Annotated in this window: 16 protein-coding genes and 3 pseudogenes; all 19 read right to left on the bottom strand. The window is 39.7% G+C overall.

Annotation, left to right across the window (positions count from 1 at the left end; translation table 11 throughout):
- Positions 1-51: 51 nt before the first annotated feature.
- Positions 52-1,858 (bottom strand): annotated as a pseudogene (locus tag LO754_RS04460) (oligopeptide ABC transporter substrate-binding protein).
- A 17-nt stretch (positions 1,859-1,875) separates the two neighbouring features.
- Complete coding sequence (locus LO754_RS04455; RefSeq protein ID WP_024362102.1) at positions 1,876-2,778, bottom strand: ABC transporter permease; 903 nt, start codon at positions 2,776-2,778, stop codon at positions 1,876-1,878.
- 30 nt (positions 2,779-2,808) lie between these two features.
- Positions 2,809-3,771: an oligopeptide ABC transporter permease gene (gene opp4B, locus LO754_RS04450; protein ID WP_231785687.1), complete on the bottom strand. Its 963-nt coding sequence runs from the start codon at positions 3,769-3,771 to the stop codon at positions 2,809-2,811.
- A gap of 1 nt (position 3,772) precedes the next feature.
- Positions 3,773-4,720, bottom strand: coding sequence for an ATP-binding cassette domain-containing protein (locus LO754_RS04445; protein ID WP_231785686.1), 948 nt, complete (start codon positions 4,718-4,720; stop codon positions 3,773-3,775).
- Positions 4,717-5,727, bottom strand: a complete 1,011-nt coding sequence (locus LO754_RS04440) for an ABC transporter ATP-binding protein (protein WP_024362105.1) — start codon at positions 5,725-5,727, stop codon at positions 4,717-4,719. The genes LO754_RS04445 and LO754_RS04440 overlap by 4 nt, the downstream gene beginning before the upstream one ends.
- 596 nt (positions 5,728-6,323) lie before the next feature.
- Entirely contained in the window at positions 6,324-6,905 is a 582-nt protein-coding gene (locus LO754_RS04435) for a putative sodium/potassium/calcium exchanger (protein ID WP_231785685.1), read from the bottom strand.
- On the bottom strand, positions 6,902-7,144 hold the full coding sequence (locus LO754_RS04430; protein ID WP_231785684.1) for a hypothetical protein: 243 nt from the start codon (positions 7,142-7,144) through the stop codon (positions 6,902-6,904). Before LO754_RS04430 ends, LO754_RS04435 begins: the two co-directional genes overlap by 4 nt.
- A 540-nt stretch (positions 7,145-7,684) precedes the next feature.
- Positions 7,685-8,596 (bottom strand): oligopeptide ABC transporter permease, encoded by a 912-nt coding sequence (opp4C, locus tag LO754_RS04425; protein ID WP_024362106.1) that lies wholly within the window; start codon positions 8,594-8,596, stop codon positions 7,685-7,687.
- Between the two features lie 13 nt (positions 8,597-8,609).
- The gene (gene opp4B / locus LO754_RS04420) at positions 8,610-9,575 is read right to left on the bottom strand and encodes an oligopeptide ABC transporter permease (RefSeq protein ID WP_024362107.1); all 966 of its coding nucleotides are present in this window, start codon (positions 9,573-9,575) and stop codon (positions 8,610-8,612) included.
- Positions 9,576-9,667: 92 nt separating this feature from the next.
- Positions 9,668-11,395, bottom strand: a complete 1,728-nt coding sequence (gene opp4A / locus LO754_RS04415) for an oligopeptide ABC transporter substrate-binding protein (RefSeq protein ID WP_024362108.1) — start codon at positions 11,393-11,395, stop codon at positions 9,668-9,670.
- 62 nt (positions 11,396-11,457) lie between these two features.
- Entirely contained in the window at positions 11,458-12,447 is a 990-nt protein-coding gene (locus tag LO754_RS04410; protein ID WP_231785683.1) for an oligopeptide/dipeptide ABC transporter ATP-binding protein, read from the bottom strand.
- 4 nt (positions 12,448-12,451) lie between these two features.
- Positions 12,452-13,446: pseudogene (locus tag LO754_RS04405) on the bottom strand (ABC transporter ATP-binding protein).
- 788 nt (positions 13,447-14,234) lie between these two features.
- A complete protein-coding gene (pyrE, locus tag LO754_RS04400) occupies positions 14,235-14,864 on the bottom strand; it encodes an orotate phosphoribosyltransferase (protein WP_025218764.1) in 630 nt (209 codons plus the stop codon).
- Positions 14,861-15,571, bottom strand: a complete 711-nt coding sequence (pyrF, locus tag LO754_RS04395; RefSeq protein WP_229388722.1) for an orotidine-5'-phosphate decarboxylase — start codon at positions 15,569-15,571, stop codon at positions 14,861-14,863. Before pyrF ends, pyrE begins: the two co-directional genes overlap by 4 nt.
- Entirely contained in the window at positions 15,571-16,482 is a 912-nt protein-coding gene (locus LO754_RS04390; RefSeq protein WP_024362112.1) for a dihydroorotate dehydrogenase, read from the bottom strand. The genes pyrF and LO754_RS04390 overlap by 1 nt, the downstream gene beginning before the upstream one ends.
- Positions 16,479-17,252 carry a dihydroorotate dehydrogenase electron transfer subunit gene (locus tag LO754_RS04385; RefSeq protein WP_024362113.1) on the bottom strand — a complete coding sequence of 258 codons (774 nt, stop codon included), beginning with the start codon at positions 17,250-17,252 and terminating at the stop codon, positions 16,479-16,481. The genes LO754_RS04390 and LO754_RS04385 overlap by 4 nt, the downstream gene beginning before the upstream one ends.
- A gap of 1 nt (position 17,253) precedes the next feature.
- Positions 17,254-20,451: pseudogene (gene carB / locus LO754_RS04380) on the bottom strand (carbamoyl-phosphate synthase large subunit).
- On the bottom strand, positions 20,444-21,544 hold the full coding sequence (carA, locus tag LO754_RS04375) for a glutamine-hydrolyzing carbamoyl-phosphate synthase small subunit (RefSeq protein ID WP_231785682.1): 1,101 nt from the start codon (positions 21,542-21,544) through the stop codon (positions 20,444-20,446). The pseudogene carB and the gene carA overlap by 8 nt, the downstream one beginning before the upstream one ends.
- Entirely contained in the window at positions 21,544-22,821 is a 1,278-nt protein-coding gene (locus LO754_RS04370) for a dihydroorotase (protein WP_025218761.1), read from the bottom strand. The genes carA and LO754_RS04370 overlap by 1 nt, the downstream gene beginning before the upstream one ends.
- Position 22,822 lies beyond the last annotated feature (1 nt).

Below are 22,822 nucleotides of genomic sequence, written 5' to 3'. Positions count from 1 at the left end.
CCCTTACATTTTCACTTTGTAAAGTTGATTTATTATTTAGCTAAAAAGGCCCTATTTTAGTGGTGTTTCTGCTAGTAATTCAATATTTTGTTGCTCTGTCGTATTTCCATATTGAATAGTGTAGTGTTTAATGCGTTTATTGACCGGAATAATCTCAGTACGGAAATACATTGGAATAACCATTGCCTTATCATTCATATAAACTTGCCATGCACGGAAAGCTTGTGCACGATAATGTGCATCTAGTGCTGCTTCAGAATCAATATTATTTAATAGCTTTGTAAGGTCATCCGAAACATAGCGACTGTAGTTAAATGTGGCTCCTTTACTATAGAGCCCTGCTGGTGACGGGTTTGTCCCCGTACCCCATGCAGCCATATACATATCAATTTCAGGATCATCTGCTTGTACTTTATCGTAGAAGTTATTGAATTCGAGAAGACGCCCTGTCGTTAATTGCACATCTAAACCAATATCTCTCCAATTTTGACGATAATACTCCACAATTGCTTCATCTGTATCCGAACCGGCGATTGCTGCTAAACGAATGGCAAACTTATTGCCGTCTTTATCTTCGCGAATACCATCACCATCTGTATCTTTATAGCCTGCTGCATCTAATAGTTCTTTTGCCTTTTCAGGATTATAATAATAGCCCTCTAGCGTATCATCATAGTAAGATTTGAAAGCTGGTGGGATTAAGGAGTTCGCTCGCACACGTAACCCTTGATAAAATTTATCTGTTACCGTTTCAATATCCATGGCATAAGCAATCGCTTTACGTAAATCAGCATCATTCATTTTTGCCTTTTCATCATAAACATTCTCGCCTTTTTCTTGATCATAGTGTCCAAGCTTAAAGCCTAAATAGCTGTATGATAATTCAGGGCGCCCTAATATCGAAATATTCGTTAAATTTTTTATACTATCATATTGATTGGCTCTAAATTCTGATGTTAAATCGAATTTCCCCGTTTTCAGCGCTTCCCCTACCGATGTTGAAGGGACAACTTGTACAACTACTTTCTCAATCTTTGGCTTCCCTTTATAATAATGCTCATTGGCAACAAACTGTACGGACTCTCCATTGACGATATGGTCAAATTTAAATGGCAAGTGTAATTGGATTTTTGCGTACAGCATCAGAAGAAATTAAATCTTTTACCGCAATGGAGGCTAGTTGATGTTTCGGTGCCGCATAGCCCCATAAGCCATCGCCACCTGAATAAATAGCTGGTGACACTTTTTTAAGTGCAATTTCAATCGATTTATCATCTATTTTTTTAATGCCTGCTATCGTATTTGCTTTGCCATCATGGTACTCTTCAGCCCCTATAATATTTTTAAAATCATCATCATAGCGCACGCCTTCATAATCTGGATGACCAATAATTTCATACGGATAGATTAAGTCATCTGCCGTTAATGGTGTGCCATCCGACCATTTTACATCGCCTTGTATTGTAATAAGCACTTTTTTATTGGCAGCATCGACATCTAATTTAGCTATTCCTTTATCGGTGATTAAAAAGTCTTCATCTAATACAAATAAGCTATTTGTTGCGTAAGCCATGATTTCTGCGTCATAAACATCAGAGTAATACTCCCATGAAAAAACGCCTTTGAACGGAGAATCTGTCACAAGCCCAACATGTAATGTGCCATCTTGCACAGCATCCCCTTCGTTCGTTACTTCAAATGGAAGTGTACTTGTATCTACTTTGTTATCTTCTGTTTGTGCTAGTTTATCATTGCTATCTTTTGCTTCGCTTGCTTGCTCTTTATCGGAGCTTTTACAGGCAGTTAATAGCAATAGGATTGTCAACGTCACGACAGTTATCAACCACTTTTTTGTCATTGTTATTACCTCCTATATCATCCCAATCTTTGTTTTGCATCAGCGGCACGACGAAGGGCTTGACCGATATAATTAATGCCAAGTATCAAGAGTAAAATTAATAACGATGCTGGTAACCATACCCACCATTTCTCGGCTAACACAAGTGGATTTCGAGCGTAGCTTACTAAAGTACCTAAACTTGGCGTAGAAGGTGGTAGCCCGAATCCTAAAAATGATAAGCCTGTTTCGATCCCAATATTGCCAGCAAGACTTAAAGTAAACTCTACAATTAATAACGAACTTAAATTAGGCAAGACGCCTTTAAACATAATTGCAAAATCACTTGTCCCCATTGTTTTAGAAGCGCTTACATAATCTCGTCGCCCTTCCGATAATGCTTTACTTCGAATTAACCGTGCAATGCCTATCCATTGAAATACACTAATAATCATCACGAGCTCAAAAACACCATATTCAGGGATAATGGACACAAGGACTATAAAAATCATAAATGTCGGCAATGTAATAATAAAATCAATGATGCGCATCATGACATTGTCTACAATTCCGCTGTAATAGCCCATAATAATCCCTAGCGCAATCCCAATTATATTGGCAATAACGGTCACCCAAATGGCGATTAACAGTGAATTTTTAGCACCAATCACTAATTGCCCAAGCACATCACGTCCTGCTTCATCTGCCCCTAAAATATAGCCATTCTCGCCTGGTTCTGTGTATCGTTCAAACAGATTGATTTTTAACACGCTCTCTTGATCGAGCAGCCAAGCAGTAATAAAAATAGAAATGATGATTAGTGTAACGCCCACAAAAGAAAACATTGCAACTCTATCTTTCTTAAACTCTCTTAAAACAACTTGTAGACCTGTTGGCGGTGTGCTTTCCATCATTACTGTTTCATTGTTATGTTGTGTCATGTCCTTTCACCTCAACATTATGTTTAGTCGTTAGTCTATACGGATACGCGGATCGACAATGCTCATAATAATATCCGACAACAGACTACCTAATAATGCTAAGAAACCATACAGCATAATCAGTGCGGTAATGACACTATAGTCGCGACTCGTTATCGAACTAATAAACAATTCGCCCATACCTGGATAGCCGTAAATCGTTTCGATAAAAATGGAGCCGCCTAATAAACCTGTAATTGTAAACCCTAAAAACGCTGCAATTGGAAGTACTGAATTGCGGAAAATATGTCGCGTATAAATTCTTCTTATTGGAATACCTTTACTACGAGCAGTTTTGACATAATCCTGTGTTTTCGCATCAATAATTTCTGAGCGTAAATATTGGATAATCCCTGTAGTACCTAAAATAGCTGCCGTCATCGCAGGTAAGAGCAAGTGATATATTTTATTCCAAAAATAGGTTAGTGTTCCCGATTCTAGGCCAACATCAACGGTTCCACTCGTTGGAAACCACATTAGGCGATAACCAAAAACAAATAAAAACACGAGTGATAAGACAAATGTCGGAATCGCAAAGCTAATAAAGCTATATAAAATAATGGATTTGTCTAACAATGTATCTTGTTTACGTCCTGCAAGCATTCCAAGTGGTATGGCTAATAAATAAACCAGTATAACACTAAGTAAAGATAGCCAAAATGTATTGAGTGCACGCTCCCCAATCAATGTTGACACCGCAATTTTATATGTATAGCTTTGTCCAAAATCTCCTTGAAGAGCATTTGTAATCCAGCGATAATACTGTTCATACCAAGGGTCATAGAAGCCTGCTTGTATTCGTAATTCCTCAATTCTTGATGGGTCTGTTTCAGGTGTGATTAACCCTGTAAACGGATCACCAGGCATTTGCTTTGCCAATATAAAGACGATTAAACTCAAGATAACTAATTGTGGAATCATGACGAATACACGTCTAACAACGGTTTTCCACATGTTACAATCCCTCCTGCTCAATTTCGGACATCGCCACTTTATGCGTATCGGAAATAGATTTTAAAGGGTATACTTTGCCTTGCTTATCATAGTATTGATGATGGTCTTTTTGATATTTCTCTTCGACTTTTTGTCGTACTGCTTTGCGCTCCATTCTTGTTTCAGGTTCAATATGCGGAATTGCGGACAGTAAGCGATTTGTGTAAATATGCTGTGGATTGCTATAAATATCTTGACGGGTACCAGTTTCCACAAAGCGTCCCTTATACATAATGGCAATGTAATCACACATATGTTTCACGACACCTAGGTCATGGGAGATAAATAAATAACTTAGCCCATATTCTTGCTGAATGTCTTTCATAAAGTTCAGCACTTGTGCTTGCACCGACAAATCAAGTGCCGACACAGGCTCATCTGCAATAATTAATTTCGGATTACAAGCAACCGCGCGCGCTATACCAAGTCGCTGCTTTTGCCCTCCAGAAAATTCATGAGGATACTTTAACAGCACATCCTCCGACATACCGACAATGGCTAGTAATTCTTTAATACGCCTGCGCTCCTCCTGATCACTAAGCTTCATAAAGTTACGTATCGGCTCTGCCAGTATATCGATTACGCGCTTTCTAGGGTTCATACTAGAATGAGCGTCTTGAAATATCATTTGAATATCACGACTATAGGCTGACCCTCGCTTGCGACGTCGATTGGTAACATTCTGTCCTTCATAAATAATTTGCCCCGTTGTTACCTTTTCAAGACCAATAATGGCTTTACCTGTAGTAGATTTCCCTGAACCTGACTCGCCAACTAAACCGTATGTTTTTCCTTTTTCAAATGCCATTGTAATACCATCAACCGCATACACTTTATCTTTTATCGTATTGAAAAAGCCACCTCGAATCGGATAATGGACGTTTAAATCATTAATTTGCATAAAGCTCATCCTGACACCCCCTCACTTTCTCCTGCAAAATGAAAGTGTTGCCAGCATGTACAACGAACAAAATGCTCAGGTGCAATTTCATGTAATTGTGGATGACTTTCATGAGCGGATGCGTCAATCCACGGTATACGCGATGAAAATCGGCAACCTTCACGTGGTAAATTGACAAGTGAAGGCACCATGCCTTGTATTACCTCTAGGCGTTCATGTTCCTCATGAGTTTGTGGAATCGAGTTCAATAGGGACCGTGTATATGGATGTTTGGCATTGTTAAAAAGCTCTTGAACAGGCGCCTCTTCAATCACTTGGCCGGCATACATCACAGCAACTCGATCTGCCACCTCTGCTACAACACCTAAGTCATGGGTAATTAAAATAACGCCAGCATGTGTCTCATCTTGTAACGCTTTTAACAGATCCAAAATTTGTGCTTGTATCGTTACGTCCAATGCTGTTGTCGGTTCATCAGCAATAATGATGGCAGGTTTGCTCGATAAAGCAATCGCAATCATCACGCGTTGACGCATACCACCTGATAATTGATGAGGAAATTGTCGGGCAACTCGTTTAGGATTCGCAATACCTACTTGCTCTAACAACTCTATTACACGTTCGTCCCGTTGTTGCTTTGTAAGTGTTGTATGATAAATAAGCCCTTCTGCAATTTGTTCGTGGATGCGCATTAATGGATTTAATGCCGAAAGAGGATCTTGAAAAATAAAGCCAATATCATTCCCCCGTAGTTGATTGAATTGCTCTTCACTTAACTGTGTTAAATTTTGTTGATTGTAAAGTATTTCTCCAGTCACTTTCGTATTCATTGCATTATGTAAGCCTACAATTGTTGTAGCTAACGTACTTTTCCCACAGCCCGACTCTCCAACTATAGCCAAAATCTCATTTTTTCTAAGCGAAAGCGAAACATCTTCTATTGCTGCATGATAAGTGTCTTTTAATCGAAAGCTCGTCGTTAAGTTTTTTATCGTCAACAAGTCATTTGTACACAAACAGTCTCCCTCCTACAATTATTTATCCACTTTCTCTATATTAGAATTGCAATTTATTTAAAATCCCCCTTTCATCACTCTTATTTTTTGTGAAAAATAATGTTTATCAAAATTACCTACCACAAGAAAAAAAACACTTTTCTATAGATAGAATAATCAGATAATTAAATGTATTGCTATTTTATCTAGAAATAATACGTAAAATCAAGCTTATTTTGCAAATTACTATGATAAAATTAAGGAGTATCAGCCTAGTTTTCGCTAGAGGAAAATTAGTTTCCTAGTATCAAATTCAATAATTTGTTATCTTTAAAAAATAAATGAGCAAAGTTGTTAGTGTTATTTTAGAATAATTAATTGCGTATGAGTTTTTAACTGGTAGTTTTATTTAACTGAATATAGTTACTATCAATAAATTTTATAGATATATTTATCGTTATCTATTTTCCATAATAAATATTCCGCATTAACCACTTCTTATTACATCAATAAAATTAAAATACAACTCATTTAAATAAGTTATATTTTAATTTCACTTTCAGTTGGTATTATTTAAGTTTGTAACTTTTTACAGAAAATTAGTTAGTTTTTACGCTTTATAAAATCCTTGCATGTACAATTTTGATACCCCCGTTTTCATGCCTTGAGCGGAGGAGTTCACCCTGCTTCGCGGGTATTCTCTCTTGCTCCGCGGGTATTTCTCCCTGCTTCGCGGGTATTACCCCTTGTTCCGCGGGTATTTCACCCTGCTCCGCGGGTATTCTCCCTTCCTCCGCGGATATTTCACCCTGCTCCGCGGGTATTTCTCCCTGTTCCGCGGGTATCTCCTTGCTCCGCGGGTATTTCACCCTGCTTCGCGGGTATTTCACTCTGCCCGCGGGTATTTCTCCCTGCTCCGCGGGTATTTCTCCCTGCTCCGCGAGTATTTCACTCTGCTCCGCGGGTATTTCACTCTGCTCCGCGGATATTTCTCCCTGCTTCGCGGGTATTTCACCCTGTTCCGCGGGTATCTCCTTGCTCCGCGGATATTTCTCCCTGCTTCGCGGGTATCTCCTTGCTCCGCGGGTATCTCCTTGCTCCGCGGATATTTCTCCCTGCTCCGCGAGTATTTCTCCCTGCTCCGCGGGTATTCTCCCTTGCTCCGCGGGTATCTCCTTGTTCCACGGATAATATCTCACTCTGCTCCGCGGGTATTTCTCCCTGCTTCGCGGGTATTCTCCCCTGTTCCGCGGGTATTCCCCCTTGTTCCGCGGGTATTCCCCCTTGTTCCGCGGGTATTCCCCCTTGTTCCGCGGGTATTCCCCCTTGTTCCGCGGGTATCTCCTTGCTCCGCGGGTATTCCCCCTTGTTCCGCGGGTATTCTCTCTTGCTCCGCGGGTATCTCACCCTGTTCCGCGGGTATCTCACCCTGCTCCACGGGTATCTCACCCTGTTCCGCGGGTATCTCACCCTGCTCCGCGGATATTTCACCCTGCTCCGCGGGTATTTCACTCTGTTCCGCGGGTATCTCACTCTGCTCCGCGGGTATCTCACCCTGCTTCGCGGGTATTTCACTCTGTTCCGCGGGTATTTCTCCCTGTTTCGCGGGTATCTCCTTGCTCCGCGGATATTTCTCCCTGCTTCGCGGGTATTTCACTCTGTTCCGCGGGTATCTCACTCTGCTCCGCGGGTATCTCCTTGCTTTGCGGATATTTCACTCTGTTCCACGGATATTTCACTCTGCTCCGCGGATATTTCACTCTGCTCCGCGGGTATTTCACCCTACTCCGCGGGTAATCTCCCTTCCTCCGCGGGTATCCCACTCTACTCCGCGGATATTTCTCCCTGCCAAGCGAGTATTTCACCCTGCTCCGCGGGTATCACTCTGCCAAGCAGGTATTCCCCCTCCCCAAACAAATAGCAAATGGCACCTATCAAAGTAGAGTTTACTTTGATAGGTGCCATTTATTCACCAACATTATCTTCTTGATTTCGGATTCATTGCATCTTTCAGCCCTTCACCGATAAAATTGATTGATAAGATGACCAATGTAATGGCGGTTGCAGGTGGAACCCAAATCCAAATTTTATCTCTTAATACATCTGAGTTTCTAGCCTCAGATAACATATTGCCCCAGCTTGGTGTATCTGCTGGCACACCAAAGTTTAAGAAGCTTAACGCGGACTCGATAACAATCGTTACTGCCATTAATAGCGTAGCTTGTACAATAATCGTAGAAGCGACGTTAGGTAGTAAATGTTTGATAATGATTTTCGATGATTTACAGCCGATTGACTCTGCAGCTAAAATGTACTCATTTTCTTTTTCTGCAAGAATTCGACTTCGAACAACGCGGGCAACACTTCCCCAACTTAATACGGAAATAACAATAATTAATGTCCATAAGCCTGAAACTTTGCCGACTAGAATCGTATTTAAAACGATAACGAAAACTAATAATGGGAACATTAAAACAAAGTCTGTGAAACGCATTAAAATTTGGTCAACCTTGCCCCCAAAGTAACCCGAAATCGCCCCAATCGTTGTCCCAATTAAAACAATAAAAAACATACAGCCTATGCCAACCGTCAATGAAGATCTTCCAGCATATAGCATTCGCGTAAAAACATCACGACCATTTGTATCTGTTCCAAGCCAGTTTTCACTTGAAGGTGGCTGACTAATTTTCGTAAAGTCTACACGCACGATATCTTTTGTCGTAATATACGGTGCCAAAAACGATAGAATAATAACGATTAGTAAAAAAATAAGGCTGATCATCGCTAATTTATTTTTAAAGAACTTTCTTCTCGCTATCACCCATGGAGAGGGGCTTTTATTCGGTGTTTTTTTTGGTGCAGAAGCTTCTTGTTTTGTTACAATCTCCACATATTTCCCCTCCCTAATCTAGTCTAATTCGCGGATCTACTATACCGTACAGTAAATCGGCTACTAAATTTCCAAAAAGTGTTAAGAATGAAAGTAACATAGTGATCGACATCATGACCGCATAATCTCTTCTTCCAACGGAATCTAAGAACAGTGCACCTATTCCGGGATAAGTAAAGATGGTTTCTGTAATAACCGCACCGCTAATTAATGTAGCGATGTCAAACCCAAGAAAAGTAATAATCGGAATAATCGAATTTCTTAAAATATGCTTGTTGTAAATTTTTGATTCCTTTGTTCCTTTTGCTCTTGCCGTACGTACAAAATCTTTTCGACTGTTTTCAATAATATCGTTGCGTAAAAATTGTGTGTAGGATGCCGTTCCCATTAATCCTAAAACAAGGGCTGGTAATAATACATGATGGACCCTACTTAAATAATAAGCAAATGTGCCTTCCTGCAGCCCTACACCAACTGAGCCGTTGAATGGGAACCACCCTAATTGGAAAGAGAACACATAAATAGCGACAATGCCGGCAACAAATGACGGAATCGCTAAAGCTAGGTAATTATACGAAGCTATTAGATTATCACCTAATGTATAAGGCTTTCTTCCTGCATACATCCCCATGATAAAAGCAAAAATATACGTAAAAATTAAAGATGTAATGGCTAAAAATAATGTATTTGGAATTCGCTGTGCAATCACTTCCACTGCAGGTTTTTTATAAACGGTTGATTTGCCAAAATCCCCTTGTACAAAATTAGCCATCCATCTTCCATATTGCACGATAATTGGATCATTATAGCCTAACTTCTCTCTCATTTCCTCGATGTATTGTGGGTTTGTATTGGATGGATCAATTTCTCCCGCAAATGGATCTCCTGGCATCATTTTTGCTAAGAAGAACACAACTAACGAAATAAGGAGTAACAATGGAATCATGCCGAGTAGTCTTCGAAGTGTGTATTGAAGCATGTGACGTCCCCTTATCAATTAAAATTTACTACTATCAAGCTCCAATTCGAGCCTGATAGTAGTAGGTTTCTCAGCCTTGATTAGGCACTAACTTACTCAACAATGTGCCATTTATAAACGTCTGTTTGGAATCCAACAGCGTTAATATGAACACCTTGTAGTCGATTGTTAATACCATATAAATCTAGATTTTCCCATAATGGTAGTGCTGGTAATTGTTCGTTGAAGTATTTTTGCCAATTAACATACATTTTTTTACGGTAGTCTTTATCAAATGCTTTTTCACTTAACGCTTCTTTTAATAATTTGTCATTCTCTGCATCTACATAACGACCGTAGTTCCATTCTGCATCATTGGCCCATAAACCTGATGGGTCTGGATCAGAACCCATGCTCCAAGAACCGAAGAATGCCTCTAATGCTGCATCATCGTTGTCTTTCATTTCATTGTACAAGTTAAACTCAACTAAGCTTCCTGTTGCTAATTCTGTTTTTACGCCAATATCATTCCAAGATTGAATGATTGCTTGTGAACGACCTTCAAATGCAGCTGGTCCTGCATAGTGACCAAATAAAATTTTGAATGGTTGACCTTTTGGATCTTCAACAAATCCATCACCGTCTGTATCAACATAGCCTGCTGTTTTTAACAGCTCTTTCGCTTTATCCACATTAAACTCGTATGCATTTAAATCTGAAGCATCTGCAGCAGTCCAGAAAGTAACTGGGATAACTGTGTTCGCTACTTTCGCTTTTCCTTCTAAGAAAGCATCGATCATTGCTGGACGGTTAAGAGCATATAATAGTGCCTGACGTAATTCTTTTGAATTGAATTTATCAAAATCAGCTACATTTTTAAGTGTAGCTTTATCACGATGACCAAAACGAAGCCCGATATAAGAATAGCTCACACCAGTTGTTTCTTCGATACGTACATTGCTTAATGCAGAAAGCTCTTTCACAGATTGTGGTCTAATATCCATGATGTCGATTTCTCCGTTTTGGAACGCACCCGCAGCTAATGATGGGTCAATTACTTTTACAATAACACCATCAAGCGCTGGTTTCCCTTTCCAGTAATCATCAAAACGCTCTAATTCAGAATACTCGCCGTCTACCACTTTTTTCACTTTAAACGCGCCTAATCCTACAGGGTTTTCGCGCACTTGTTTTGATTCACTTAAATCTTTTACTGCAATGCCTTCATAATGTTTCTTAGGCATTGGGTATTGCCAAATGCTTTCTAAGTTATTAATTTTCACTTCTTTAAAAGTAATTTTAATTGTGTAAGGATCTACAACTTCAATTCCTGAAATTTTATCTGCTTTGCCTGCTTTTTTCTCTTCTGCCCCTTTTACGCCTTCAACATAGTTGAAACGAGGACCATCATAATCAGGGTGTGCTAACGTTTCTAATGCGAAAACCCAGTCTTCACCTGTTAGTTCCTCACCATTATGCCATTTTACGCCCTTTTCGAAATTGAACGTATACGTTAATTTATCTTCACTAATATCCCATTTTGCAAGGTTTGGTACATATTCTAATTCATCATTTACATCATACACGCCATCCATCATGAAATTTTGGATATAGCTATCTACGATACTTCCTGCAAAGGCAGGGTCAAATACGCCCTCCGGCGCTTGGTCTGTTCCGAATGTAACTACGCCACCTTCTTTAACATCAGTAGTTGCCGCTGGCGTTTCCTTATCTTTTTGTGCATCTTTGTCAGTTGTCCCTGAATCACTATTACATGCTGCTAGGAATAAAGCCATGACAAGCATCAGTAACAGTGACCATAATGTTTTTGTCTTTTTCATTCTTTTCCCCCCGTTAAAATTTTATTTTGAAAAGCATTGTATCCTGTTTTTTCTTGCCGTTTTTAATATAAGTGGCAAGCAACGTTATGGTCTGGCTTCACCTCCTTTAATACTGGTTTCGTTAAGGAACATTCCATCATAGCTTTAGGGCATCTTGGATGGAATGGACATCCTGTGGGAGGATTTGCGGGACTTGGTACATCACCTTCTAATACAATGCGCGTACTTTTTTTGCGAGGATCCGGTACGGGTATCGCGGAAATAAGCGCTTGTGTGTAAGGGTGCAATGGTTCATCATAAATACTCGTCTTATTAGCTATTTCAACAATATTTCCTAGATACATCACGCCAATGCGATCACTCATATGCTTCACAACACTTAAATCATGCGCAATAAATAAAAAGGTTAAATCAAACTCATCCTGCAATTCTTTTAATAGATTCAAAACTTGAGATTGAACGGAAACATCCAAAGCAGAAACAGGTTCATCGGCGATAATTAGTTTTGGTTTAAGAGCTAGGGCTCTCGCAATACCAATTCGCTGACGCTGTCCTCCTGAAAATTCATGCGCATACTTATAATAGGCATCTTCAGGTAAGCCTACTTTGCGCAATAACTCCACGACTTCCCCTTTTAATGAATTGAGCGTTTTGTTATGGAAATTCATAATGGGCTCCGCTACGATACTGCCAACCATTTGCATTGGATTTAATGATGCATAAGGATCTTGGAATACCATTTGGATATCTTTTCTTATCTCTCTTAATGATTTGCCTTGTAATTTCGTAATATCCTGACCATTGAAAATGATTTGTCCTTCTGTAGAATCTAACAATCGAATAATAGTACGCCCAGTTGTTGATTTTCCACAGCCTGACTCCCCAACCAGCCCTAGTGTTTCACCATTTTTGATGGAAAAAGAAATATTATCGACCGCCTTCACATGTCCGACTGTCTTTTTTATAAACCCGCCTTTTATCGGGTAATAAGTTTTTAGGTTGTTCACTTCAAGTAAGTTTTCTTTACTTTGTTTGATTGTTGTTTCTGTCATGTTGTTACCTCACACTTTCTTTAGGATAGCAACCTTCATATAGTAAGCACGAAACCTCATGACCATCAGCCATTTGTGCAAGCTGTGGCGTTACTGTACTACACTCAGGTTTTACAGACGGGCATCTATCGGCAAAGCGACAGCCAAAAGTAGGCATGTTTTTTAATGATGGCACAATGCCTTGGATTGTTGTTAACTCACTCACCTCTAGATCAATACGAGGAATGGATGCCATTAACAGCTTTGTATACGGATGTTGTGGGTTATAAAACAGATTATCTACATTCGTGCGCTCTACAATTTTCCCAGCGTACATAATGATGACTTCATCACACATTTCCGCCACTACACCTAAGTCATGCGTTATCAAAATAATAGACATGTCATTTTTCTCTTGAATTTTTTTCAGCAGCTCCAGAATTTGTGCTTGCACAGTTACATCTAGTGCAGTAGTCGGTTCATCGGCAATTAACAGCTTTGGATGGCAGGCAATCGCAATCGCAATCATCACCCTTTGTCGCATCCCCCGGATAATTGGTGAGGATATTCATCTACAATTTTGTCTGGTCTAGGGATGCCTACACTTTTTAACAATTCGATGGCTTGCTGCCTTGCTTCTGTTTTGGAGATTGACAGATGATTCAATAAAATCTCTTCAATCTGATTACCAATTGTAAATACAGGGTTTAAAGATGTCATAGGCTCTTGAAAGATCATACTAATATCTTTTCCTCGTATTTTATTCATTTCATCGCTTGAATAATTTTCTATATTTTGGCCTTGGAACTTTATTTCTCCACCCGTAACTTTGCCAATTCCTTGGGGCAGTAGCTGCATAATTGACAATGACATAACACTTTTACCACAGCCGGATTCCCCTACAATCCCTACAATTTGGCCAGGCTTGACGGAAAACGACACATTATCGACTGCATGATAAATATCTCCTTCTATATCAAAACCAGTTTTTAGGTTCTTTACTTCGAGCATTAAATTCATTTAATCATCACACCTTCGTAAATTTTTTCTAAATAGAAATATGTAGTAAAAACTAGCGATGTCCAAACTTTCCTGATTCAATATTCAGAAAAAAGATTTGAAACAGATTAAACTTATTTCAAAATTATTTCTACTCAAATAATTAATAGTTTTTAATATATTGAATTTAAATACATATTAATAAATTTTTTACAGTATAAACAAAAAAATAACTTACTATTTACTTATAGAATTATCTGAAAATTATCTATACGGCTATTTTATCTAGAAATAATACATTTAATCAAGAGTTTTTTTACAACTCCTCATAATGTTATATACATAATAAACCGTACAACTATTACAAAAATTTTTTTATTTTACAAATTAATTCTAATGAAATATTTGCTAATCTATTTATCTGTTCTACTTTTCATTAGTTTTTTATTATTTAAATATAATAAATAACGGGATTACACAATCCTAACTTCTTCACCTATCACATTCTTTTATTTGGTAAACTTGATTATTATTGGACTTAATTTAATTTTCTGTTTATTTTTAATAATCAATTATTATTAATATATAATTTTTCCCTTTAAAGCATTAATGTTAAAAAGCGATTTTTATTACATTAGAAAACTTTATTTTCATGATTTTTCTTTAACATACATCTCCACGTATTTAATTTTTATATTTCTATCCTTCACAGTTTCTTTCCAATAAAAAAACGACCACAGGTTATCATAACCGTGATCGTTTCATTATTCATTATTAAACAGATTCGTTATAGCTAGTCAAAAGTGCGATTATAATTCTCCAGCTTTAAGTTTTGCATGCCAATCTTTTAAAAATGGAATATCATCTTCTTTAATGGCACCAGATTCATTCGCTGCTTCAATTAAATAATCGAAGTTTGTTAAAGATACGTACTTTATGCCCGCTTCATCAAACGCTTGTTCAGCACGTGGTAAGTTATACGTATAAACACATACAACCCCTAATACTTCACAACCCGCTGCACGTAAAGCTTCAACTGCTGTAATGGAAGAACCACCTGTTGACACAATATCTTCTACTACGATGACTTTTTGTCCTGCAGCATATTTTCCTTCAATTTGATTGCCACGACCATGTTCTTTTGCTTTTGAACGTACATAGACCATCGGTAAGTCTAAAATATCACTTACCCATGCAGCATGTGGAATACCTGCTGTGGCCGTACCAGCTACGATTTCTGTACCTTCAAAGTTTTCTTTAATTATCGCTGCTAAGCCATTTGCCAATTGTTTACGGATAACTGGGTCAGAGATTGTTAGACGCGTATCACAGTAAATTGGAGATTTAATACCTGATGCCCATGTAAAAAGTTCTGTTGGATTTAATTCGACTGCGCCTACTTTAAGCATAGCGTGTGCGATTTCGTTTTGTAATGTCATATTGATGCCTCCCATAGTTCACTTACCATTTTATATGCTGCTACTGGATCTTGCGCACCTGTTACGGCACGGCCTACTACGATTAAAGAAGAACCATCACGTTTGGCGCCATCAGGTGTAGCGATGCGCTTTTGATCGTGAGCGTCACCACCAGCTAAACGGATACCAGGTGTGACACGTAAAAAGTCTTGGCCGCACACGTCAGCAATTGCCTGTGCTTCATGTACCGAGCAAACCACACCATTTAAGCCTGCTTGTTTTGTTAAGCTTGCGTAGTGCAATACCGATTCTTGCAATGTTAACGCAATTTTTTGCTCTGCTTGCATTTGCGCTTCCGTAGTGGATGTTAGTTGTGTCACGGCAATCAATGCTGCGCGCTCTTGACCTGCAGGTGTCCCTGCTTCCAGACCTTCGAGTGCAGCTTCCATCATTGGTCGCCCGCCCGCTGCATGGACATTGACTAAATTAACCCCTAATTTAGCTAAGCCCTTCATCGCTGAGCCAACCGTATTAGGAATATCATGTAGCTTTAAGTCTAAAAATATATCATGACCTAAATCTTTCACTTTGCGGACAATATCTGGACCTTCTTGCATATAAAGCTCCATACCAATTTTGACGAAAAGAGGCTCTTGAAAATGTGCTAAAAACTTGAAAACTTCTGCTTCTCCTGGGAAATCAAGTGCTAGAATTGGTTTTGTATTCATTAACGATGGCTCCTTCCGATAATATCCGTAATATGTTCTACACCTAAAGCGTCAAGCTTTGCAGGTAATTCCTCAATGATATTCGGGCAAACAAAATGATCGACAAAGTTGGCTGTTCCAACCGCGACTGCTGATGCACCAGCAGACATAAAATCAATTACATCTTGTGCTTCGCTTACGCCACCCATACCAATAATCGGAATATTGACTGCCTTATACACCTCGTATACCATGCGAATAGCAACCGGTTTTACTGCAGGACCTGATAAGCCCCCTGTACCGTTGGCAATGACAGGTTTACCTGTACGTTCATGTAAGCGCATGCCGATTAATGTGTTAATCATCGTAATACCATCCGCTCCACCTGCTTCCACAGCTTGCGCGATTTCTACGATATTTGTAACGTTTGGTGATAATTTCACGTAAACAGGTACTTCCGACACTGCCTTGACAGCTGCCACCAAATCTCTTGCTGTTGCTGGATCTGTACCGAATTGAATACCGCCACATTTTACGTTCGGGCATGAAATATTAAGTTCTAATGCTTTGACATTGGGTGCAGCTGAGATGCGACGTGCTACTTCCACGTAATCTGCTGTTTCCGTTCCCGCTACATTGGCAATAATCGGCACATCATAGCCTTCTAAAAACTTTAATTCTTCATTCATTACTTTTTCAATACCAGGATTTTGTAAGCCAATGGCATTTAACATTCCTGCTGCTGTTTCTGCTACACGAGGTGTCGGATTGCCAGGTCTTGTTTCTACAGTTGTTGCTTTAATCATAATCGCACCAAGTATCGATAAATCGTACAGTTGCGCATACTCCCGACCAAAGCCGAAGCAACCTGAAGCTGGCATAATTGGATTTTTTAAATCTAAGCCAGGTAATTGGATATTTAAACGACTCATAATGCCACCGTACCTTTCGGGAATACTGGACCGTCAGAGCATACTTTGACATAGTCTTTATCAATTTGATCTGTTGTTTTACATACGCACGCGAAGCAAGCACCAATACCACAGCCCATTCGCTCTTCAAAAGATAAATAGCCTTCTTTTTCAGGATAGAAACCTTCTAAAGCTTTTAACATCGGTAGAGGACCACAAGAATAGAACACATCAAATTCTGGTGCACGTGATTCTAAAACGTTGGTCACAAAGCCCTTTGTTCCTTTTGAGCCATCGACTGTTACATAATGCGTTTCACCAAGTGCGTTAAATTCCTCTTCGTAGAAGCATACATCCTCTGTTTGGAAGCCTAATACATGGATAGTCTTCACACCACGTGCATTAAGTTGTTTTGACAGCTCATGTAAAGGAGGTACACCGATGCCACCACCAACTAATAATGCTGTCCCACCTGTCTTTACCGCATCAACTGGGAAGCCATTACCGATTGGGCCAAGGACATTGACTAGCTGCCCTTCACGATTTGTCGCTAACACCTTTGTTCCTCGACCTTCCGCACGATAAATCATGGTAAATTCACTGTTGTCTTTATCTATATTTGCAATACTGATAGGTCGACGTAAAAGCGGCTCCAATGAATCTGACACCTTTACATGGACAAACTGGCCAGGAGTCATATCCTGAACCAGTTCACCACGAAGTGTCAATTCGAAAATGTTTGTCGCAATTTGCTTTTGAGAGACGACCGTCATTTTCTCTTGACGAATCATATTAATGTACTACCTCCGCTTTCGGCATTTGTTCTGCTGTAAATGTCATGGATTCAATTACACGTAGCATTGCTTCTGCTGTATCTAGAGAAGTTAAGCAAGGCACACCATTTTCTACAGACTCACGTCGAATGCGGAATCCATCACGCGCCGGTTGCTTGCCTTTTGTTAATGTGTTCACTACTAACTGTGCTTCACCATTTTGAATTAAATCAAGTAACGTTTGTCCTTTGGCACCGATTTTACCTACTACATCAGTACGAACACCCGCTGCTTCAAATGCTTGTGCAGTACCTTCCGTCGCTACAATGCGGTAGCCTACTGTTGAAAAGCGTTTGGCAAGCGCAATTGCTTCTTCTTTATCTTTATCAGATACAGTGAATAATACTGTGCCTTCTGTGCGAATTTCCATACCTGCTGCAACTAAGCCTTTATAAAGTGCTTTTTCTAATGTTGCATCTTTCCCCATTACTTCCCCTGTCGATTTCATTTCAGGTCCCAATGTAATGTCCACTCGGCGTAATTTAGCGAATGAGAATACTGGTACTTTAACAAATACACCTATTTGCTCTGCCGCTAAGCCAGTTGGGTAGCCTTGTGCTACGATTGATTTTCCAAGAATGGCTTTTGTTGCAATGTTCGCCATTGGGATGTTCGTAATTTTACTTAAGAACGGTACTGTACGAGATGAACGAGGATTTACCTCAATGACATACACTTCACCTTGGGAAATAACATACTGGATGTTCATTAAGCCGATAATGCCAAGACCTTTTGCTAAACGAGTTGTGTAATCCACTAATGTATCTTTTTGCGCTTGTGTTAATTTTTGTGGTGGGTATACAGAAATCGAGTCACCAGAGTGTACCCCTGCACGTTCGATATGTTCCATAATACCTGGGATTAAAACATTTTCACCGTCACAAATCGCATCGACTTCAATTTCTTGCCCCGTTAAGTAACGGTCTACGAGTACTGGGTGATCTGGTGATGCCTCAACAGCGTTTTCCATATAGTGTTGTAATTCTTGTTCGTTATAAACAATTTCCATTGCACGTCCACCAAGTACATACGAAGGACGAACTAGCACTGGGAAGCCTAAGCGTTCGCCAATGGCAAGTGCTTCTTCCGTTGAAACTGCTGTTTCACCTGGAGGCTGTGGAATGTCTAATGCATGTAAAGCTTGTTCGAATTTATCGCGGTTTTCTGCACGGTCGATATCTTCTAATGATGTACCTAAAATTTTCACACCATTTGCAGCTAATTTATCAGCAAGGTTAATGGCTGTTTGACCACCGAATTGGACAACTACACCAATTGGTTGTTCTAAATCGATAATATGCATAACATCTTCGATTGTTAATGGCTCGAAGTATAGCTTATCTGAAATCGAGAAGTCCGTTGATACTGTTTCTGGATTTGAGTTAATAATGATTGCTTCATAGCCTGCTTCTTGAATTGCCCATACAGAGTGCACTGTTGCATAGTCAAACTCTACCCCTTGACCGATACGGATTGGACCCGAACCTAATACAATCACGGATGGTTTATCAGATTTGATGGATTCGTTTTCTTCCTCATAAGTACCGTAGAAATATGGTGTTTCAGATTCAAACTCTGCTGCACATGTATCAACCATTTTGTAGACTGGGATAATGCCATTTTCTTTACGGTACGCATATATTGCCTCTGGTGTTGTGTCCCATAGCTCGGCAATTTTTTTATCAGCAAAGCCTAGACGTTTTGCAGTGCGTAATATTTCTTTATCGTTTTTATGGTTAGCAAGTGTTTGCTCCATATCTACGATGTTTTTAAATTTATTTAAGAAGAATAAGTCAATTGCAGACCATTCATGGATTTGCTCGATTGTTACACCACGGCGCAATGCTTCACCGATGAAGAATAAACGCTCATCTCCCGCTTTACGGATACGTTTTTCAATCCAAGAGTCAGAGTTATCTTCTGCATGTTTTAGCTCTAAATGTACTTGACCTGTTTCAAGAGAACGAACAGCTTTCAGCATAGCTTCTTCAAACGTACGACCAAGTGCCATTACTTCACCAGTTGCCTTCATTTGTGTGCCTAAGTTACGTTTTGCTGATTCGAATTTATCGAATGGTCAGCGTGGAATTTTTGCGACAATGTAGTCTAGTGCTGGCTCGAAGCAAGCATACGTTGAACCTGTCACTGGATTTTTGATTTCATCTAATGTTAAACCTACTGCAATTTTTGCTGCTAGCTTGGCAATTGGGTAACCCGTTGCTTTTGACGCTAATGCAGATGAACGAGATACACGTGGGTTTACTTCGATGACATAGTAATTGAAGCTATATGGATCAAGTGCTAACTGTACGTTACAGCCACCTTCAATTTTTAGTGCACGGATAATATCTAATGAGATATTACGTAACATTTGGTTTTCACGGTCAGAAAGTGTTTGTGTTGGTGCTACGACGATAGAGTCACCTGTATGAATCCCTACAGGGTCGACATTTTCCATGTTACATACTACGATGGCATTGTCAGCCGCATCGCGCATTACTTCGTATTCAATCTCTTTAAAGCCAGCGATTGATTTTTCAAGTAAGCATTGTGTAACTGGTGAATATTTCAGTCCAGAAGTTACGATTTCTTCTAGGTCTTGATCGTTATAACAAATACCACCGCCTGTACCGCCAAGTGTGAATGCAGGGCGTACAATTACTGGATAACCGATTTTTGCAACAAAGTTTTTCGCTTCATCTAAGTTATGAATAATATCTGATTCCGGTACTGGAGCACCTAGTTCATACATCAGGTTACGGAATAAATCACGGTCTTCAGCTTTATGAATAGCATCGAGTTTTGTACCAAGAATTTCGATATTTAGCTCATTTAAAATACCAGAGTTATCTAATTCAATCGCCATATTTAACCCTGTTTGACCACCTAGTGTAGGTAAGATGGCATCTGGGCGCTCTTTGCGTAAAATGCGTGAGACAAATTCAAGTGTGATTGGCTCAATGTATACTTTGTCTGCAATTTCTGTATCTGTCATAATTGTTGCAGGGTTTGAGTTTATTAAAATAACGCGGTAGCCTTCTTCTTTTAATGAAAGACAAGCTTGTGTTCCGGCATAGTCAAATTCTGCTGCTTGTCCGATGACGATTGGACCTGACCCGATTACTAAAATAGTTTCTATATCTGTACGTTTAGGCATGTTGTTTCCCCTTCCCTGCTTCTGCTTCCATCATTTCAATGAATTCATCAAATAAGTGGTTTGAATCTTCTGGTCCTGGTGATGCTTCTGGGTGATATTGTACTGTGAAGATTGGATATTTCTTATGACGGACACCTTCACAAGTACCATCATTTAAAGCGACATGTGTTAATTCTAAATCTGTATCTTTTAATGATTCTATATCGATTGCATAGCCATGGTTTTGAGATGTTAAATCTGTACGGCCTGTGCGTAAATCTTTGACTGGATGGTTACCACCACGGTGACCGAATGGTAATTTAAATGCTTTCGCACCACTTGCTAATGAGAAGATTTGGTGACCTAAGCAAATACCGAACATTGGCACTTTTCCGATTAAATTACGTACTGTTTCGATACCTTCTGCCACGTCCTCTGGGTTACCAGGGACATTTGACAGCATAATACCATCTGGATGCCATGCTAAAATTTCTGCTGCTGGTGTGTTGTATGGTACAACAAGGACATCACAATCACGCTTGTTTAATTCACGTAAAATACCGTGTTTCATACCGTAGTCAATTAACACTACTCGTTTGCCACGACCTGGTGATGGGTAGGCAGCCTTCGGTGATACTTCGCGCACATGATGTGTAATTGCTGGTGTTGCTTGTAGTTTTGCCACAATTTCTTCTACATTTACTTCTTCGTCAGCCGCAGTCAAAATGGCCTTAACTGAACCTTTGCTACGAATAATGCGTGTTAGCTTACGTGTATCAATACCTTCAATCCCTGGGATATCTTTTGATGTTAAGTATTCATCAACTGTTAAATCACATCTGAAATTCGACGGTGTTTTTGCTAGTTCGCGGACAACAAATCCACGAATTGCCGGTGTGATTGATTCGAAATCATCACGATTAATACCGTAGTTACCGATAAGTGGGTATGTTAACGTTACGATTTGTCCATAGAATGAAGGATCTGAAATCGTTTCTTGATATCCTGTCATCCCCGTAGTGAATACGACTTCACCTTGTGAAGCTCGCTCGCTACCGAACGCTGTGCCTGTAAATACTGTGCCATCTTCTAAAATAAGTAAACGTTTTTTCATTACTCTGCCTCCTGGTATACGATATTACCTTCAAAAATTGTTACGACTGGCCAACCTTTTGCAACCCAACCATTGAATGGTGTATTGCGACCTTTTGATACAAATCCTTCTGCATCAATCGTTTGTTCTTTCTGTAAATCAATTAAAACCATGTCTGCCGAAGCCCCTACTTCTAACGTTCCATATGGTAAGTCAAAAATTTGTGCCGCTTTTACAGTCATCCAATCGACCAATTGCTTTAAAGTCCATTTCCCTGTTTCAACAAATTGTGTGTACAATAGCGGGAAGGCTGTTTCAAAGCCTACGATGCCGAATGGTGCACCAACCATACCACAGCATTTTTCTTCTATTGTATGTGGTGCATGGTCTGTGGCGATGCAGTCAATCGTGCCGTCAAGTAGTGCTGCGTGTAGAGAATCCTTATCATCTGCACCTCGTAATGGCGGGTTCATTTTCCAGTTTGCATCATCGGATGGAATATCCATCTCTTCAAGTAATAGATGGTGAGGACAAACTTCCGCTGTGACGCGGATGCCTGCTGCTTTTGCATCACGTACTGCACGCACTGATTCTTTTGTTGAAACATGACACACATGGTAGCGTGCCCCTGCCGCTTCTGCAAGCAAAACATCGCGTGCAATTTGGACAGATTCACAAATAGACGGAATACCTGGTAAACCTAGCTCTTTGTTACGCTTGCCTTCATGCATAACACCATCATAAATTAATGAATTATCTTCACAGTGTGCGACAACAACCATGTCATGCTTTGCTGCATCCTGCATTTGTTCATACATCGTGGATGCAAGCTGAATGCCTACACCATCATCGGAAAACGCTACTGCACCATGTGCTTTTAATTCTTCAATATTCGTACGAACTTCCCCTGAAATATCCTGCGTTAATGAGCCGTATGGTAGTACACGAATCACTGCACTTTCTTGAATCAGCCCATTTATTAATTGCATGTTTTCAACCGTGTCAGGCACTGGTTTTGTATTTGGCATGGCACAAATTGTTGTAAAACCGCCTTTTGCAGCAGATGCTGAACCTGTTGCTATTGTTTCTTTATGTTCAAACCCTGGTTCGCGTAGATGTGTATGCACATCCACAAACCCTGGTGCAACAACTAAACCATTTCCTTCGATTATTTCTGCACCAGCTACATTGACCTCTTGTCCAATGGCAGTAATTTTGCCATCTACTATGGCGATATTTACTGTTTGCAATTCACCTTGTTCATTTAACATTTGTACATTTTGAAGTACTTTCGTCATG

Origin of the sequence: Lysinibacillus sp. GJ-1, from assembly GCF_021166035.1 — a bacterium.
In the GTDB taxonomy this organism is placed as follows: domain Bacteria; phylum Bacillota; class Bacilli; order Bacillales_A; family Planococcaceae; genus Lysinibacillus; species Lysinibacillus sphaericus.
The sequence above is the reverse complement of the archived record's forward strand: the minus strand, read 5'-3'. Positions and strand labels throughout refer to the sequence as shown.

Coding starts and splice junctions, on each gene's coding strand:
- LO754_RS04455 (WP_024362102.1), bottom strand. CDS start 2,778: ATGACACAACATAACAATGAAACAGTAATGATGGAAAGCACACCGCCA.
- opp4B (WP_231785687.1), bottom strand. CDS start 3,771: ATGTGGAAAACCGTTGTTAGACGTGTATTCGTCATGATTCCACAATTA.
- LO754_RS04445 (WP_231785686.1), bottom strand. CDS start 4,720: ATGAGCTTTATGCAAATTAATGATTTAAACGTCCATTATCCGATTCGA.
- opp4B (WP_024362107.1), bottom strand. CDS start 9,575: ATGCTTCAATACACACTTCGAAGACTACTCGGCATGATTCCATTGTTA.
- opp4A (WP_024362108.1), bottom strand. CDS start 11,395: ATGAAAAAGACAAAAACATTATGGTCACTGTTACTGATGCTTGTCATG.
- LO754_RS04410 (WP_231785683.1), bottom strand. CDS start 12,447: ATGACAGAAACAACAATCAAACAAAGTAAAGAAAACTTACTTGAAGTG.
- pyrE (WP_025218764.1), bottom strand. CDS start 14,864: ATGACATTACAAAACGAAATCGCACACGCTATGCTTAAAGTAGGCGCA.
- pyrF (WP_229388722.1), bottom strand. CDS start 15,571: ATGAATACAAAACCAATTCTAGCACTTGATTTCCCAGGAGAAGCAGAA.
- LO754_RS04390 (WP_024362112.1), bottom strand. CDS start 16,482: ATGAGTCGTTTAAATATCCAATTACCTGGCTTAGATTTAAAAAATCCA.
- LO754_RS04385 (WP_024362113.1), bottom strand. CDS start 17,252: ATGATTCGTCAAGAGAAAATGACGGTCGTCTCTCAAAAGCAAATTGCG.
- carA (WP_231785682.1), bottom strand. CDS start 21,544: ATGAAAAAACGTTTACTTATTTTAGAAGATGGCACAGTATTTACAGGC.
- LO754_RS04370 (WP_025218761.1), bottom strand. CDS start 22,821: ATGACGAAAGTACTTCAAAATGTACAAATGTTAAATGAACAAGGTGAA.